The 17,258-nt window shown below is 57.4% G+C and carries 14 protein-coding genes; 3 read left to right on the top strand and 11 right to left on the bottom strand.

The features are described 5' to 3' along the window. Positions 1–5 precede the first annotated feature (5 nt). From glnK to MMW58_RS22615, 4 genes are all read right to left on the bottom strand, one after another. On the bottom strand, positions 6–344 hold the full coding sequence (gene glnK / locus MMW58_RS22600) for a P-II family nitrogen regulator (protein WP_004858743.1): 339 nt from the start codon (positions 342–344) through the stop codon (positions 6–8). Positions 345–586: 242 nt separating this feature from the next. Further along, positions 587–2,365, bottom strand: coding sequence for a SmdB family multidrug efflux ABC transporter permease/ATP-binding protein (locus tag MMW58_RS22605; protein WP_241722148.1), 1,779 nt, complete (start codon positions 2,363–2,365; stop codon positions 587–589). Continuing rightward, a complete protein-coding gene (locus MMW58_RS22610) occupies positions 2,358–4,130 on the bottom strand; it encodes a SmdA family multidrug ABC transporter permease/ATP-binding protein (protein WP_133596426.1) in 1,773 nt (590 codons plus the stop codon). The genes MMW58_RS22605 and MMW58_RS22610 overlap by 8 nt, the downstream gene beginning before the upstream one ends. Positions 4,131–4,172: 42 nt before the next feature. Then, complete coding sequence (locus MMW58_RS22615; RefSeq protein WP_133596424.1) at positions 4,173–4,631, bottom strand: Lrp/AsnC family transcriptional regulator; 459 nt, start codon at positions 4,629–4,631, stop codon at positions 4,173–4,175. Positions 4,632–4,746: 115 nt separating this feature from the next. Between MMW58_RS22615 and MMW58_RS22620 the strand changes: the two genes are divergently transcribed. Continuing rightward, positions 4,747–5,808, top strand: coding sequence for a PLP-dependent cysteine synthase family protein (locus tag MMW58_RS22620; RefSeq protein ID WP_241722149.1), 1,062 nt, complete (start codon positions 4,747–4,749; stop codon positions 5,806–5,808). A gap of 59 nt (positions 5,809–5,867) precedes the next feature. On the opposite strand, the gene cof is transcribed toward MMW58_RS22620, so the two are convergent. Next, complete coding sequence (cof, locus tag MMW58_RS22625; RefSeq protein ID WP_133596420.1) at positions 5,868–6,686, bottom strand: HMP-PP phosphatase; 819 nt, start codon at positions 6,684–6,686, stop codon at positions 5,868–5,870. 461 nt (positions 6,687–7,147) lie between these two features. Here cof and MMW58_RS22630 point away from each other — a divergent pair, with 461 nt between their 5' ends. Continuing rightward, positions 7,148–8,848, top strand: a complete 1,701-nt coding sequence (locus tag MMW58_RS22630; RefSeq protein ID WP_241722150.1) for an SgrR family transcriptional regulator — start codon at positions 7,148–7,150, stop codon at positions 8,846–8,848. 66 nt (positions 8,849–8,914) lie between these two features. Further along, positions 8,915–9,610: a 7-cyano-7-deazaguanine synthase QueC gene (gene queC / locus MMW58_RS22635; protein ID WP_241722151.1), complete on the top strand. Its 696-nt coding sequence runs from the start codon at positions 8,915–8,917 to the stop codon at positions 9,608–9,610. A gap of 99 nt (positions 9,611–9,709) precedes the next feature. Here queC and MMW58_RS22640 read toward each other — a convergent pair whose 3' ends face one another. The 6 genes from MMW58_RS22640 to clpX all read right to left on the bottom strand — a co-directional run bounded on the left by MMW58_RS22640 (position 9,710) and on the right by clpX (position 17,132). Then, on the bottom strand, positions 9,710–10,108 hold the full coding sequence (locus MMW58_RS22640) for a YbgC/FadM family acyl-CoA thioesterase (RefSeq protein WP_241722152.1): 399 nt from the start codon (positions 10,106–10,108) through the stop codon (positions 9,710–9,712). A 110-nt stretch (positions 10,109–10,218) separates the two neighbouring features. Further along, a complete protein-coding gene (locus MMW58_RS22645) occupies positions 10,219–10,602 on the bottom strand; it encodes a ComEA family DNA-binding protein (RefSeq protein WP_241722153.1) in 384 nt (127 codons plus the stop codon). 148 nt (positions 10,603–10,750) lie between these two features. Continuing rightward, a complete protein-coding gene (gene ppiD, locus MMW58_RS22650) occupies positions 10,751–12,625 on the bottom strand; it encodes a peptidylprolyl isomerase (protein ID WP_241722154.1) in 1,875 nt (624 codons plus the stop codon). A gap of 213 nt (positions 12,626–12,838) precedes the next feature. After that, positions 12,839–13,111 (bottom strand): nucleoid-associated protein HU-beta, encoded by a 273-nt coding sequence (gene hupB / locus MMW58_RS22655; protein ID WP_002444653.1) that lies wholly within the window; start codon positions 13,109–13,111, stop codon positions 12,839–12,841. 207 nt (positions 13,112–13,318) lie between these two features. Next, complete coding sequence (gene lon / locus MMW58_RS22660; protein ID WP_045854219.1) at positions 13,319–15,673, bottom strand: endopeptidase La; 2,355 nt, start codon at positions 15,671–15,673, stop codon at positions 13,319–13,321. Between the two features lie 184 nt (positions 15,674–15,857). Continuing rightward, the gene (clpX, locus tag MMW58_RS22665) at positions 15,858–17,132 is read right to left on the bottom strand and encodes an ATP-dependent protease ATP-binding subunit ClpX (protein ID WP_041144319.1); all 1,275 of its coding nucleotides are present in this window, start codon (positions 17,130–17,132) and stop codon (positions 15,858–15,860) included. Positions 17,133–17,258: the final 126 nt, after the last annotated feature.

Here is a 17,258-nt window from a genome sequence, read left to right on the forward strand (position 1 = left end):
GGTCGTTACAGTGCCGCTTCGTCGGCTTCGCCGGTGCGGATGCGAATAACGCGCTGCAGCTCGGCGACAAAAATTTTGCCATCGCCAATTTTCCCGGTGTATGCCGCTTTACTGATGACGTCGACGACCTCATCCAGCTGATCGTCGGCAATCGCCACGTCAATTTTTACCTTCGGCAAAAAGTTAACGCTGTATTCGGCGCCACGGTACAGCTCAGCATGGCCTTTCTGGCGGCCAAACCCTTTCACTTCAGTGACCGTCAGGCCCTGAATGCCGATGGAAGATAACGCTTCGCGAACGTCTTCCAGTTTAAACGGTTTGATTACCACGGTAACCAGCTTCATAAGTCCCCTCCGATCAGAATTCGTAATGGCAGCAGCTAACACACAGGGAATAAAGCAAAGGCTATGCCAGAAATGAAAAAGGACCGCTAAGCGGCCCTTTTGATGGAGAAAAGCGAGAAACGCCCCGGGAACGCGGGGGAAAGCGCCCGGGAGCGGCTAAAAACGCACCATTTTAGTGCGTGAGAGGTTGCATTTTTGCACCACGCTATATCGCCGCAGAATCACTGCCTGCTTATAGTGCATCAGGCAATCAGGGACTCTTCCTGCGAACTGGCCGCCAGCTCCTCGCCGGCCAGCTGCAGCTGGTACATCTGCCAGTAGCGCCCTTTTGCCGCCAGCAGCTGCTGATGGTTGCCGCGCTCAACCGCCTGGCCGCGATGAAGCACCAGAATCGTATCCGCTTCGACTATCGTCGACAGGCGGTGGGCAATCACAATCAGCGTGGTGTTCTGACGAACCTTTGCCAGCGCCTGCTGGATCGCCTGCTCGGTGCCGGAGTCAATATTGGCCGTCGCCTCGTCGAGGATCAGTATCTGCGGCGTATCGACCAGCACCCTGGCCAGCGCCAGCAGCTGCTTCTGGCCCACCGAGAGGTTGTTGCCCTGCTCGCCCAGCTGGGTATAAAGCCCGCCCTCCATGCCGCGTGCCAGCTCGGCCAGCTGAACGGCTTCCAGCGCGTCCCAGACCTGCGCCTCGCTAATATCGCGGCCGAGAGTGACGTTGGCGTAGAAGGTATCGGCCAGCACCACCGGATCCTGCTGCACCATTGCGACGCCCTGGCGTAATGCGCTGTGGCTTAAAGAAGAGAGCGGCCGGCCGTCAATACGGATCTCGCCTTTGCTCAGCGGGTAGTAGCCCATCATCAGGCTGGCAAGCGTACTTTTACCGCTGCCGGTATGGCCAACCAGCGCCACAAAGCTGCGGGACGGAATTTCAAGGTTGATATCCTGCAGCACCAGCCGATCGCCGCGGTAGGCGAAAGAGAGATCCTCGATCGATACCGTCCCGCTGCGCAGCGGGGCATCGTCCTGCCCCCACGCCTGCCGCGGCCGATCCATCAGCTCGAAGACCCGCTCGCCGGCCACCACCGCCTGCTGCAGCATCGACTGCTGCGTAGTCAGCTCAATCAGCGGCTCGTTCAGCCGACCGAGATAGCTGATAAAGGCGTACAGCACCCCCACCTCAATGGTTCCCGAGGCGCTGAAGCCAAAGAGCATCAGCAGCCCGCACAGCACCAGCGTCGAGAAGAGGCTGAGCAGCGGACGCAGCAGGAAGCCGTCGAGACGCAGCGTTTGCATGCGCGCCAAATAGTGGGCATAGCTGGCCTCGCGCATCCGCTCGCCGAACCGCGCCTGCTGGCGGAACTGCTGGATAACGCCCATACCGTTAATCACTTCATTAAAGCCGTCGTTGATATCCGCCAGCCAGGCGCGCACCCGCCGGACGATAGGCGTGCTGTAGCGCTGATAGATCATCATGACGATCAGCACCGCCGGGAAAATCGCCAGCGCCACCAGCGCCATGCGCCAGTCGAGGCTGAACATCGCCACCAGCATGGCGCCAATCAGCGCCGCGCTGCGCAGCACCGTCGCCACCACGGTAACGTAGAGATCGCGGATCACCTCGGTGTCGTTAGTCACCCGGGAGATAAGCTGCCCGACCGGCTGCGTATCAAATTCGCTCAGCGGCTGGCGCAGCGCGGCATCCATCACGTCGCTACGCAGCTGCTGAACGACGCCGACGGCGGCGCGGTTAAACAGCAGTGACTGGTTGTAGTGCAGCGTCGCCGCGAGGATCTGCAGGCCAAGATAGGCCACCGCGAGCCCGCTAACCAGCTTCAGCGGCAGCGAATTCTTCGCCACCATATTGTCGATAAAGTAGCTGATCAGCAGCGGGCCGCTGACTTCAGCGGCGGCCGCAACCCACATCATTCCGACCGCAATCAGCAGCGGCCTGCGCCACGGCGAGCCGTAGGCCAGCAGGCGTTTTAAGGTCGGCCAGAGTTCGGTAAAACTACGCATCGGCAGCCTCCTCAAGTTCATGAGGGGCATCATCCAGCGCCGCCTCCAGCTGCTGATAGCGGTACATATCGCGATACCAGCCCGGCTGCGCTGCCAGCACGTCATGGCGGCCGCGCTGGGCAATATGGCCATGCTGCATCACCAGAATTTCGCTGGCTTCCGTCAACGCCGATAGACGATGGGCGCTGATGATTACCGTCCGGCCTTCTCCCCACTGCCGCAGGTTATAGAGTATCTGGTGCTCAGTGCGGCCATCTACCGCCGACAGGGCATCGTCAAGAATCAGGATCTCCGCCTCCAGCAGCAGCGCGCGGGCAATGGAGATGCGCTGTTTCTGTCCACCGGAGAGCATCACGCCGCGTTCGCCCACCTCGGTCTCGTAGCCCTGAGGCAGGCGCAGAATATCCTCGTGAACGCTGGCAAGGCGCGCCACCCGCTCAATTTGCTCGGCCGTCGCGTCGGGCCTGCCGAGCGCGATGTTGTTTGCCACGGTGTCGGAAAACAGGAACGGCGTCTGATTGACCACCGCCAGCCGGCCGCGCCAGCTGTCGAGCTGTAGCCGGGTTAGAGGAATATCGTGAAAACGAATATCTCCCTGGGTGACGTCGAAGTGGCGCTGTATCAGCGCCAGAATCGTGCTTTTCCCCGAGCCGGTTGGCCCGCAGATGCCGAGCATTTGCCCCGGCTGCAGCACAAAATTGACCTTCTCCAGCGACGCTTTGTTGGCCTGAGGATAGATAAATTCGCGCACGGCGACGCTAAGCGTTCCGCGCCCTTCCGGCGCCGCTTCGCTGCCGTCTTTGACCGCCGGCGCCTCTTCCAGCATCGTGCGAATTCGGCTGTAGGCCGCGCTGCCGCGCTCAACGATATTAAACATCCACGCCAGCGCCAGCATCGGCCAAATCATCAGCCCCAGATACATGACAAAGCTGGTGAGCTGGCCCAGGGTCATGCTGCCCTGCAGCACCATCCAGCTCCCGCCGCCGATCGCCAGCAGGTTGGCGGTGCCGATAGCGATATAAATCGTCGGGTCAAAGCGCGCGTCGATGCGCGCCACGCGCATGTTTTTCTTACCGGTATCCTGCGCATCGGCCGCGAACTGCGCCGACTGCCGGTCTTCCAGGCCAAAGGCTTTAATCATGCGGATACTGGTCAGGCTTTCCTGGGTTCGGTCGTTGAGGCTTGAGAACGCCGCCTGCGCCACGCGAAAACGCTCGTGCAGCGCATCGCCGTTGCGCTTAATCACCAGCGCCATCACCGGCATCGGCAGCAGCGCCAGCAGCGTGAGCTGCCAGCTGATTTGCGTTGACATGACGATCAGCACCGCGCAGCCCATCACCAGCGAGTCCACCAGCGTCAGCACGCCCTCCCCCGCCGCGAAGACCACCCGGTCAACGTCGTTGGTGGCGCGGGCGATCAGGTCGCCGGTGCGATGGCGCAGGTAGAAGGCCGGATGCTGGCGGCTCAGCTGGCGATAGAAATCTTCCCGCAGCTCAACGGCCAGCTGATAAGAGGCGCCAAACAGCAGCACGCGCCAGACGTAGCGCAGCAGGTAAACCATTATCGCGATAAGTACCAGCACGCCAATCCACATCCACACCTTTTCCGCGGTGTAATGTTCTTTGGTGACGCCATCAACCACAATCCCCACCACCTTAGGTGGGATCAGCTGTAGGACGGCGATAATGGCCAGCAGAGCAATAGCGCCGAGATAACGGCGCCACTCCCGGCGGAAGTACCAGCTAAGTTGAGCAAATAATCGCAAGCAGTTAAATCCTGAGTGTATAAATCGTCGCGGCAAACGCCGTTAATCAATCGGTAAGGCCGTGGTGTATTTTATCTGTTCCATGGCAAAACTCGAAGTCACATCGGAGAGTCCCGGAACGCTGTTCACCAGCCGTTTATAAAAATCGTCGTAGCGCTTCATATCCGCGACCTGGACCCGCAGCAGGTAATCATACTCCCCCGCCATGCGCCAGAAGCCGAGAACTTCCGCCATTTGCGTCACCTCGCTTACGAAGCGGCAGTACCAGTCGCTGCTGTGATGCTGGGTCTTGATCAGCACGAAGGCCGTCAGGCTAAGACCGAGCTTTTCGGCATCAAGCAGCGCGACCCGCTCGCGCAGGATACCCTCATCTTCCAGCCGCTTCAGCCGTTTCCAGCAGGGCGTGGTGGTCAGATTAACGGCATCAGCCAACGCCTGCAAAGAGAGGGTGCAGTCCCTCTGCAGTAAAGAAAGCAGCTTGCGGTCAATTTTATCTAACATAGGTCACCAATAGAGAAAATTTTACTCCTTTTATTGTAATTCAAAGGCTAAATAGCAACAATTTTTCCTTCGACTTCCTTTAAGCTGGGCACAAAATGACAAACAGGAAATGAAGATGAACAGCGCCTGGGTAAAACACGCCATTAGCGAAATCAACGCCGACTATCAGCGCTCCGCCGACACGCACCTTATTCGCCTTGCGCTGCCCGGGTTCCCAGGGATCCAGATCTACCTGAAGGATGAAAGTACCCATCCCACCGGCAGCCTGAAGCATCGCCTGGCGCGCTCGCTCTTCCTTTATGGTCTGTGCAACGGCTGGATTAAAGAAGGGACGACGATTATCGAGTCGTCTTCGGGCTCCACCGCGGTGTCCGAGGCCTACTTCGCGCGCCTGCTGGGCCTGCCGTTTATTGCCGTGATGCCTTCCTGCACGGCGAAGCGCAAAATCGAGCAGATCGAGTTTTACGGCGGTCGCTGCCATTTCGTGGACAGCGCCTGCGAAATCTACGCCGCCTCCGAAACCCTGGCTCGCGAACTGAACGGCCACTATATGGATCAGTTTACCTTTGCCGAGCGGGCGACCGACTGGCGAGGAAACAATAATATTGCCGACAGCATCTTCCGTCAGATGACCCATGAGCCGCATCCGCAGCCGTCGTATATCGTGATGAGCGCGGGAACCGGCGGGACCTCGGCAACCATCGGCCGCTATATCCGCAGCCAGGGCTACGATACTCAGCTGATGGTGGTTGACCCGCAAAACTCGGTGTTTCTCGACTACTGGCAGAGCCGCGACGCCGGCCTGCGCAGTCCGGTCGGCAGCAAAATAGAAGGTATCGGCCGCCCGCGCGTCGAGCCGTCATTTATTCCGGATGTGGTTGATGAAATGCTGCGCGTGCCCGATGCCGCCAGCGTCGCAACCGCCCTGTGGCTGGAGACGCTGCTGGGCCGTAAGGTCGGAGCCTCAACCGGTACCAATATGTGGGGCGTGCTGGAGCTTGCCGTCCGCATGCGCGCCGAAGGGCGGACCGGCTCGATTGTGACCCTGCTCTGCGACAGCGGCGAGCGCTACCTCGAAAGCTATTACAATCCGCAGTGGGTAACGGCCAATATCGGCGACATCGCGCCGTGGCAGGCGCAAATTGCGGCAAGAGTGGCAAGAGTGGCAGCGCAATAAAAAAAGCCAGGCTTAATGCATCATCGCGATGCCCGGCCTGGCTTGCTGGAATGGTCTGATTATTCGGGGGAATAAGGAAGATCGGGTGTATCCAGCCAATGCGTTAAAAAGTGGGAAACGGCCTGGTTGCGGCAGTCTCCGATAACCGGTAAATGCGGCAGTTCAGCCTTGAGCTGCGCCATTGCATTGCCCATAATCACCCCGCGCCCGACGCTGCCCAGCATCTCGCGGTCGTTCATCGCGTCACCAAACGCCATACAATCCTGCAGCGTCAGGCCAAGATGCTGGCTAAGCACCGCCAGCGCCGCGCCCTTATTACAGCCGTTCGGCAGCACTTCCAGGCACTCAATGGCCGAGAAGCATATATGCGCGCGATCGCCCAGGGCTTCAGTAAGCTGGACTTTCAGCCGCTGGAGATCCTGATAATCGCCGCAGAAGCACACTTTAGTGACCTCGTGCGCCGACATGCGTTTTAAATCACGGATGTGGTAGCGGAAGCCGCTAAAGATATGCGCCTGCAGCAGCTCGGGGATCGCCTGCCCGGTAAACCAACCGCCGTCGTTAAATACGTGCATGCTGGCCGCCGTATCCCAGGCGCCGTGCAGGACGAGTTCAGCGACGCCCGGATCGAGATCGCATTGATGCAGAACCTCCCCCTCCAGGGAGTGGATGCGCGTGCCGTTGCCGGTGATCAGGAACGCGTCGAGCGCGAACTCGCCGATCACGTGGCGCATTTCCAGAGCATGGCGCCCGGTGGCAAAGGTCAGGGTTATATCGCGCTCGCGCAGACGTTTCAGGGCCGAAAGCGTGCGCTCTCCCAGACGATGGTCCGGCATTAACAGCGTACCGTCCATATCAAATGCAGCGAGTCTTGCCATGTTTTGCTCCCGGAGGTGAGGTGGGTTTTGCTTGTGTTCCAGTATTGCCTGAGATATACGGAAGTAATAGTGAATAGATATTTTTTGTTGTTCCGGGTTTATAAGCGGCGCATGAGCTGGCCTCAAACGGACGCAATGCAGCCACTACAAGCGCCAGTGATTGTCTTGTCAGGTAAAGTAGGTATACACAAAATCATTCGACCTGCATCAAGGCGGCAAGTGCGCGAATCCCCGGGAGCTTACACCAGTAAGTGCCTGGGGTGAGCAAGCGCGGCCAACTCAAGCAACTCAAGAAACTCAAGCAACACAGAGACAGCCTTGTCAGGTGAGGTGGATATACACAAAATCATTCGACCTGCATCAAGGCGGCAAGGGCGCGAATCCCCAGGAGCTTACGCCAGTAAGTGACTGGGGTGAGCAAGCGCGGCCAACGCAGAGGCAGGTTGAAGGATGAAGTGTATATGAGATTACTGAACAGGCTGAACCAGTACCAGCGCCTCTGGCTGCCTTCTTCCGGCGCTCCGCAGCAGGTTACCGTGGGCGAGCTGGCTGAGCGCTGTTTTTGCAGCGAACGTCATATCCGCACGCTGTTACGCCAGGCGCAGGAGGCCGGCTGGCTGAGCTGGCAGGCCAGTTCCGGTCGCGGCAAGCGCGGCACTCTTCTTTTTCACACTTCGCCTGAGATGCTGCGTAATGAGATGATGGAGCTGGCGCTCAATAGCGGGCAGCAGAAAAATGCGCTGGAGCTGGCCCAGCTGGCGCCGGTCGATCTTAAAGCGCTGCTGTCGCCGTTCCTCGGCGGTCAGTGGCAGAACAATACGCCGACCCTGCGGATCCCCTACTATCGCCCGCTCGAACCGCTGCGGCCCGGCTTTTTACCCGGCCGGGCGGAGCAGCACCTCGCCGGGCAGATATTTTCCGGCCTGCTGCGTTTTGATGCGCAAAGTACCTGCCCGATGGGGGACCTGGCCCACCACTGGCAGGTCTCGTCGGACGGATTACGCTGGCATTTTTACATCCGCTCGACGCTGTTCTGGCACAACGGCGACCCGATAGAGACGCCTCAGCTACGCCAGCGTCTGCTGATGCTGCTCACTATACCGGCGCTGCGTACGCTCTTCGCCAGCATCAGCCGGATTGATGTTACCCACGCCCAGCGTCTGACTATTACGCTGCATCGTCCGGACTACTGGCTGCCGTTTCGCCTTGCCAGCTATTGCAGCGTCCTCGCGCATCCAGACGATCCGACGATCGGCAGCGGCCCGTTTCGCCTCAAGCTGTTGAGCCCCGAGCTGGTGCGGCTGGAGAATCATCCCCGTTATCATCTGAATCATCCGCTCATCCAGGCCGTCGAATATTGGATAACCCCGCAGCTTTTCGAGCAGGATTTAGGCACCAGCTGCCGTCATCCGGTGCAGATAACGATTGGCGATGCCGACGAGCTGGCCCATCTTCGTCAGGTCAGCAATAGCATTAGCCTCGGCTTTTGCTACCTGACGCTGCGCCAAAGCCCTCGTCTAAGCAAAGCTCAGGCCCAGCGGCTGGTGGCGCTTATTCACCGCTCTTCGCTGCTGGAAACGCTGCCGCTCGACGAAGATCTGATTACTCCCAGCAACGAAGTGCTTCCCGGATGGTCAATTCCGCAGGAGCCTGAAGATCGGCAGGTAGCGCTGCCCGAGCGGCTAACCCTGCTCTACCATCTGCCGGTTGAGCTGCATACCATGGCCGAACAGCTACGGCAGCGGCTAAGCGAGCTCGGCTGTTGCCTGACGCTTATTTTTCACGATGCCAAAAACTGGGACGGCTGCCAGGCACTGGCGCAGGCAGATTTGATCATGGGCGATCGCCTGATCGGCGAGGCGCCGGAATATACTCTTGAGCAGTGGCTACGCTGCGACGCCATGTGGCCAAATTTACTGACCGGGGCACAGTATGCTCATCTGCAGGCCACGCTTGATGCGGTCCAAACGCAGCCGGATGAGCGCAGCCGCAACGATGCCCTGCGTAACGTATTCAACAGGTTGATGGACGACGCCATCATGACGCCGCTGTTCAATTATAATTATCGCATTAGCGCCCCGCCGGGAGTTAACGGCCTGCGCCTTAACGCGCGCGGCTGGTTTGATTTCGCCAGCGCCTGGCTGCCGGCCTCATCGCCGTGATGAAGCTGGTCGCCGCGCCCATCAAGCGCTACCATACTGCTTTCATTTTAATAGCCAGGAATGACCATGAAACGCGCCGTAGTTGTCTTCAGCGGAGGACAAGATTCAACGACCTGTCTGGTGCAGGCTCTGAAACAGTATGATGAAGTGCACTGCGTCACTTTTGACTATGGGCAGCGCCACCGCGCAGAGATCGACGTCGCTCGCGAGCTGGCGCTAAAGCTGGGCGCCGTGGCCCATAAGGTGCTCGACGTCACCCTGCTTAACGAACTTGCGGTGAGCAGCCTGACCCGCGACAGCATTCCGGTTCCGGACTACGAACCGGACGCCAGCGGGATTCCGAATACCTTCGTTCCCGGGCGTAATATCCTCTTTTTAACCCTGACGGCGATCTACGCTTATCAGGTTAAAGCCGAAGCGATTATCACCGGCGTTTGCGAGACCGACTTCTCCGGCTATCCAGACTGTCGGGACGAGTTCGTGAAAGCGCTCAACCACGCCGTTAATCTGGGCATGGCAAAAGATATCCGCTTTGAAACGCCGCTGATGTGGCTCAACAAGGCTGAGACCTGGGCGCTGGCCGACTACTGGGGCCAGCTGGAGCTGATCCGTACCGAAACCCTGACCTGCTATAACGGAATTAAGGGTGACGGCTGCGGGCAGTGTGCCTCCTGTAACCTGCGCGCCAACGGCCTGCATCAGTACCTGGCCGATAAGGTCGGCATCATGGCCCTGATGAAGCAGAAAACGGGATTGCGCTAAGCATCGCCGGGCGCTTGCCCCGTCCGCGCTTCGCGTAGCGGGGAAAGTGCCCTGGTATGGGTGGGGCGTGGCGGAAAATATGGCCGCCTGCCCTTTCCGCTACAGCTCCATCTGCTCGAGCTTCTCGCGCAGCTCACCGTCCAGCGGCAGCGCCTTCTGAGTTTTCAAATCGATACAGACAAAGGTAATCATCGCATCGGCGACCACTTCCCCTTCGAGATTCAGGGTTACCGTCTGGCTTAAGGTGCCGCTTTTGCCGTTCAGCTGCTGCAGGTGGCTGGTGACGGTTAACACGTCTCCAAGGACCGCCGGACGGCGATAGTTAATATTGATGTTCACCACCACGAAGGCGATATTGCGGGCGGTCATCCAGTGGAACGCCGCGCTGTTTTCCAGGCCATCCCAGCGCGCCTCCTCGAGGAACTCAAGATAGCGGGCATTATTAACGTGCTGATAAACGTCCAGGTGATAGCCGCGAACTTTAATTTGTGTCTGCATAGCGCAAGTGCCTTTGTCTTATTATCGTTGATGAGGTAAGAGGTCACACCACTAGTGTGACCTCTTTAGTCTGGCAAAGATTTACGCTGCTGCAAGCCCCCGGCGCAAAATTACAGGGTGAGGTGCGCCAGGTTTCGCTCTACCAGCGCATGACCCATTCCGGGAACCTGCTTGAGATCGTCGATGGTCTTAAACGGCCCAAACTCTTCGCGATAGCTCACAATCCCCTGCGCTTTCTTCAGGCCTACGCCGTTCAGCGCCTCCATCAGGTCCTGCGCGCTGGCGCTATTGATGCTGACCTTTGTCGTCCCCGACTCCCCCACTTTGGCTGAGTCGGGCGCTTTAGCCCGCACGCTCTCCCTACCTGTCGACACCGACGACTTGCCTGTCGCCACCTGCACCTTGCCCTCGGCAGGCGCTCCCAGTGCCACAGGGCTTCCCGCAGCGCAAAGTAATGCGGCGGCAGCTACGATCGCTTTCACTCTTGGTTTCATGCTGTGTTCTCCTTTTTTGTAGACAGCAGAGCCACGATAGCGAGCGGAGAAAAAGAGGACAAAAGGCGAATGCCAGAAATGGAAAAGGCCGCGAAAGCGGCCTTTGGGGATGACATTACGTTACTTGCTTTTGCGAGTATGCGCGAAATTACTGCTGCTGGTCGATGATATCGCCGAGCTTAATTTTCGCTGATTTACGCAGGCTGCTCATCAGCGCTTCGAAAGCAATCTGAGCGTTGTTTTGCGTAATACCCTGCACCATGGCCTGTTTCTGCTCAGCCGGCATGTCGCCTGCTTTAACGGCATCCAGAGCCAGCAGTACCACGTTACCGTTCGCATCGCTGCCCACGCCGTAGCTTGCTTTACCTTCCTGCGGCAGCGGCAGAGCGAACGCGGCCTGGCTCAGCGGATCCTGACCGGTACGCGCCAGCGTCTGCGCCGCACCAAAGCTTAAGCCCGCGGCCTTCATCGCGTCATCGCCTTTGCCGTCTTTCAGGGCAGCCAGCAGTTTGTCCGCATCGAGCTTAGCCTGCTGCTCAGCTTTGGTGTGCTTAACGATATCCGTCACCTGCGCTTTGACTTCCGCCAGCGGCTTAACGGCCTGCGCTTTATGCTCGCTAATGCGCACAACAAAGGCGCGATCGCCATCAACGGTGATGATATCGGAGTTGCTGCCCGGTGCGCCGTTTTCACCCACCAGACCACCGTTAAAGATAGCGTCGGAGACCGGCTTAAAGTTCAGCTCCTCCGGCAGGTTGTCGTGTCCGAACCAGCCGGTTTCAACAACCTTAACGTCTGCGACCTGTGCTGCACCGGCCAGAGATTCGTTATCGTTGCTGGCGGCATCGCTCACCTTCTGCTGCAGCGCGTAGTACGCATCGAGGGCTTTTTCCTGCTTCACCTTCGCTGCGATATCCGCGCGAACGTCGGCGAGCGGTTTCACCTGCGCAGGCTGAACGTCAACCAGGCGTACGACCAGGAAACCGACGGAAGATTTGATCACGCCGGAGAGCTGGCCTTTTTCTTTCAGCCCGGCCTCTTTCAGCTCGGGAACCGTTGCCGCATCTTCCAGCCAGCCCATATCGCCGCCGTTGCGGGCAGAGATAATGTCGGTAGATTTTTCTTTCGCCAGCGTCGCGAAATCGGCGCCTTTTTTCAGTTCGTCCAGTACGGCCTGCGCATCAGCTTCGGTCTTCGTCTGAATCACGCTGTAGCGGTTACGCTGCGGCTGAGTGAACTGATCCTGATGCTGGTCGTACCAGGACTGAATTTCCGCGTCAGAAGCGTTCTCCTGCATGCTCGCTGCATCCATTTTGATGTAGCTCACGCGGAACTGCTCCGGCGCCATGAAGCGCGCCTGGTTCTGCTGGTAGTAGGCCTCAACTTCCGCGTCGGTCACCGTCTGCTTCACCGCCAGCGCGTTGACGTCAATCGTTGCTTCACGCACCACCCGCTGCTGAGAAACCAGCGCCGCCAGCTGGTCGGATTCGCCCGGCAGCATGAAGTCGGTACCGGCAACGGCGTTAATCAGCTGCTGAGTCGTCAGCTGGTTGCGCAATGCCTGAGCGTACTGGTCGGTGGTCATGCCCATCTGATTAACGATGCTGCCAAAACGTTCGTTATCAAATTTACCGTTAGACTGGAAGGCCTGGGTCTGGAAGATGGCCTGCTTCACCTGGGCATCGCTGACGCTAAGGCCGAGTTCACGCGCGTACTGGTCAAGCAGCGATTCGTCGATCAGGCGGTTCAGCACCTGCTGGCGCATGGTTTTCATGTAGTTTTCGTTGGCCGCCAGTTCAGAGAACTGGTCGCCGAGCTGCTGCTGCATGCGATTACGTTCGCTGGCAACGGCATTTTCAAACTGTGAGCGACCAATTTCCTGGTCATTAACTTTCGCGGCATAATTGCTGCTGCCGCCAATCAGGTAACCACTCACCCCGGTCAAAATGAACGAGACAATGATGATACCGAAAATAATCTTGAGCACGACGCTGTTGGCGGCCGTGCGTAGGTTGTCCATCATGGTGTAACAACGCTCCGCTGTAGATGACTTTAGCTCGCGCAGCATAGCACGTGATGGCCGCCGCGCGTGAGGACCTATTTTGACAACAAAATGGGGTGATTGTCAGCCCACAAGTGTCCGCAAACACACATAAAGTCGCTTTCTGGACAAATAAAAAAGGCACATCTCTCGATGCGCCCTTGTACTTCGTCAAATTCCCTGACGGGAAGCCGATCAGTTGACCGCGTCTTTCAGCGCTTTACCAGCACGGAAACCCGGAACTTTAGCAGCGGCAATAGTAATTTCTTTACCTGTTTGCGGGTTGCGACCGGTACGGGCAGCACGCTCTTTAACAGCAAAAGTACCAAAACCTACCAGCGCAACGTCATCCCCAGCCTGCAGAGATTCAGTAACAGAAGCAATTAAAGCATCTAACGCACGTCCGGCTGCAGCTTTAGAAATGTCCGCACCCGCAGCAATTTTGTCAATCAGTTGAGATTTATTCACTGTTCTCTTCCTCTCTTTATAATTTATATCGCACCAGAATCCTTCGTGGTGCGACCGCGCAGCAGTTATATCAGGACTGTCATGCCCTTACAACAGAGTTGTAGATGACCCCCTGCCAGCGATCTAAGTTAGCTACACAAAAAAAGGCTGGCAAGCACGAATTTACTTACCAGCCCTACTTTTCTTAGCGCAATTTGCGCGAAATCACTATTTCGCCGTGACGACCTGCATGCCGAACGGCTCATTCTGCAGCGCAAGTGCCAGAACTTCTTCGATTCGTTTCACCGGATGGATATCCAAATCGGCGATAACGTTATCTGGAATTTCTTCAAGGTCACGTTTGTTTTCGTCAGGAATCAGAACAGTCTTAATGCCGCCGCGGTGCGCCGCCAGCAGTTTTTCCTTCAGACCACCGATTGGCAGCACCTGGCCACGCAGGGTAATTTCCCCGGTCATGGCGACATCGGCGCGTACCGGATTGCCCGTCAGACAGGAGACCAGCGCGGTACACATTGCAATACCGGCGCTTGGGCCATCTTTCGGCGTCGCCCCTTCCGGAACGTGGACGTGGATATCACGTTTTTCGTAGAAATCTGAGTTAATACCCAGCTTATCCGCACGAGAACGCACCACGGTCAGCGCTGCCTGAATGGACTCCTGCATCACTTCGCCGAGCGAACCGGTGTAGGTGAGCTTGCCTTTACCCGGAACGCAGGCGGTTTCGATGGTCAGCAGATCGCCGCCCACTTCCGTCCACGCCAGGCCGGTCACCTGACCTACGCGGTTTTCGCTATCCGCACGACCGTAGTCAAAGCGCTGAACGCCGAGGAAGTCGTGCAGGTTATCGCCGTTGATGGTGATGTGCTTGAGCGATTTATCCAGCAGCAGCTGTTTAACCGCCTTACGGCACAGTTTGGAGATTTCACGCTCCAGGCCACGCACGCCCGCTTCGCGGGTGTAATAGCGAATAATGCCGACGATCGCGCTGTCTTCAACGGTCAACTCGCCTTTTTTCAGCGCGTTACGCTCGATTTGCTTCGACAGCAGGTGCTGTTTAGCGATGTTCAGCTTTTCATCTTCGGTATAGCCGGAGAGACGAATAACTTCCATACGGTCCAGCAGCGGCGCCGGGATATTCATGGAGTTAGAGGTCGCCACGAACATCACGTCGCTCAGATCGTAGTCCACTTCCAGATAGTGGTCGTTAAAGGCCACGTTCTGTTCAGGATCCAGCACTTCCAGCAGAGCTGACGCCGGATCGCCGCGCATGTCGGAGGACATTTTGTCGATCTCATCAAGCAGGAACAGCGGGTTTTTAACCCCCACTTTCGCCATTTTCTGGATCAGTTTACCCGGCATTGAGCCGATGTAGGTCCGGCGGTGACCGCGGATTTCCGCTTCATCACGCACGCCGCCCAGCGCCATACGCACGTATTTACGTCCGGTGGCTTTGGCGATGGATTGACCCAGAGAGGTTTTACCTACCCCCGGCGGCCCAACCAGGCACAGGATCGGCCCTTTGAGCTTATTCACGCGGCTCTGCACTGCGAGGTACTCAAGAATACGATCCTTCACGCGTTCCAGACCGTAGTGGTCGGTATCGAGGATCTCCTGCGCCTGGCGCAGATCTTTTTTGACCTTGCTGCGGGCGTTCCACGGCACCTGCACCATCCAGTCGATGTAGCCGCGCACGACGGTGGCTTCCGCCGACATCGGCGACATCATCTTCAGCTTTTGCAGTTCCGCTTCGGTTTTTTCTTTCGCCTCTTTCGGCATTTTCGCGGCGTCGATTTTACGCTTCAACGCTTCGTTTTCGTCCGGGGCATCGTCCATCTCGCCGAGCTCTTTCTGGATGGCCTTCATCTGCTCATTCAGATAGTACTCACGCTGGGACTTTTCCATCTGCTTTTTAACGCGGTTGCGAATGCGTTTCTCAACCTGCAGCAGATCGATTTCTGATTCCATCATCGCCATCAGATACTCCAGACGTTCGTTAACGTCGGACATCTCCAGCACGGACTGTTTGTCCGCCAGCTTCAGCGGCATGTGCGCCGCGATGGTGTCCGCCAGACGCGCGGGATCGTCGATGCTATTCAGCGACGTCAGCACTTCCGGGGGGATTTTTTTGTTCAGCTTGATGTAGCCTTCAAACTGACCGATAGCCGTGCGAACCAGGACTTCCTGCTCGCGCTCTTCAATAGCAGGCGATTCAAGGTACTCCGCTTTCGCTGAAAAATGCTCGCCGTCATCGGATAACGCGGAAATACGCGCCCGCTGCAGGCCTTCAACCAGCACTTTTACCGTGCCATCAGGCAGCTTCAGCATCTGTAAAATTGACGCCACGGTCCCGACGGTGAAAAGATCATTTACACCCGGCTCATCCGTTGAAGCTTCTTTCTGCGCAACCAGCATGATTTTTTTATCATGGTCCATAGCCGCTTCAAGACAACGGATAGATTTTTCCCGCCCTACAAACAGGGGTATGACCATGTGCGGATAAACCACCACATCGCGCAACGGCAATACGGGGATTTCAATGCGTTCAGAACGCTCAGGATTCATAGAGCTCTCTCTTAGTTTAAAGTCCGCCAGGTAGCCAGCGGCACGACTCTCGATCGCGTCGCCGTTAATATGTAATCCAGTATATGGGGATGTAATCCACACATTCAACGGCAGGAATGCAGGAAAAATAAAAGGGGAGATAAAATCCCCCCTTTTTGGTTAACTGCTTGAGCGAGTTGGCTAATTATTCACCAGACGCCTGCTGCGCTTCCGGTTTCCCGTAAATCAGCAGCGGCTTGCTTTGTCCGTCGATAACCGAGGCGTCGATCACCACTTTTTCGACGTCTTCCATCGACGGAAGGTCGTACATGGTATCGAGCAGCGCCGCTTCTACGATAGAACGCAGGCCGCGGGCGCCGGTTTTACGCGCCATCGCTTTCTTGGCGATAGCGTCCAGCGCTTCATCACGGAACTCCAGCTCAGCGCCTTCAAGATTGAACAGCGCCTGATACTGCTTGGTCAGGGCGTTTTTCGGCTCTTTCAGGATCTGAATCAGCGCGTCTTCGCTCAGCTCGTTGAGGGTCGCCACCACCGGCAGACGGCCGATAAACTCGGGGATCAGACCAAACTTGATCAGATCTTCCGGCTCAACCTGGGACAGCAGCTCGCCTTCGCTGGCCTTGTCGGATTTCGCTTTTACCGTCGCGCCGAAACCAATTCCGGAACCGGTCTCTACGCGATGAGAAATCACTTTATCCAGGCCGGCAAACGCACCGCCGCAGATAAACAGAATCTTGGAGGTATCAACCTGCAAGAACTCCTGCTGCGGATGCTTGCGCCCGCCCTGAGGCGGAACGGCGGCAATGGTGCCTTCGATAAGCTTCAGCAGCGCCTGCTGCACGCCTTCACCGGAAACATCGCGGGTAATCGACGGGTTATCCGATTTACGGGAAATTTTGTCGATTTCATCGATATAAACGATGCCGCGCTGCGCTTTCTGCACGTCGTAGTCGCATTTCTGCAGCAGTTTCTGAATGATGTTTTCGACGTCCTCACCCACATAACCGGCTTCGGTCAGGGTGGTGGCATCAGCCATGGTGAACGGTACATCCAGCAGGCGAGCCAGCGTTTCCGCCAGCAGAGTCTTACCGGAGCCCGTCGGCCCAATCAGCAGAATGTTGCTTTTACCCAGCTCCACGCCGTTGCTGGTATCGCCATTGCGCAGGCGCTTGTAGTGGTTGTATACCGCAACTGCCAGCACTTTTTTCGCCGGTTCCTGGCCGATAACGTAATCGTCAAGATGGTGGCGAATCTCGTGCGGAGTCGGCAGCGCGCTGCGCTCGCGATGCGGCGCCACTTCTTTAATCTCTTCGCGAATGATGTCGTTACATAAATCAACGCATTCGTCGCAGATATACACGGATGGCCCGGCGATCAGCTTACGCACTTCATGCTGGCTTTTGCCGCAAAAAGAGCAATACAACAATTTGCCCGATCCATCTTTGCGTTTATCTGTCATGAGTCCAAACCTCTTATTAAGTTCTTTGTGCCGCACACGACGACGCAAATGCCATTCTCAGGCGCAAGCCGCTGTTAAGCGTTGTGCCGCCCTACTTCAGACAAGTATAGCGGCACCCTTGCGCCA

The sequence above is a fragment of the Klebsiella sp. HC6 genome, from assembly GCF_022605325.1.
In the GTDB taxonomy this organism is placed as follows: domain Bacteria; phylum Pseudomonadota; class Gammaproteobacteria; order Enterobacterales; family Enterobacteriaceae; genus Klebsiella; species Klebsiella terrigena.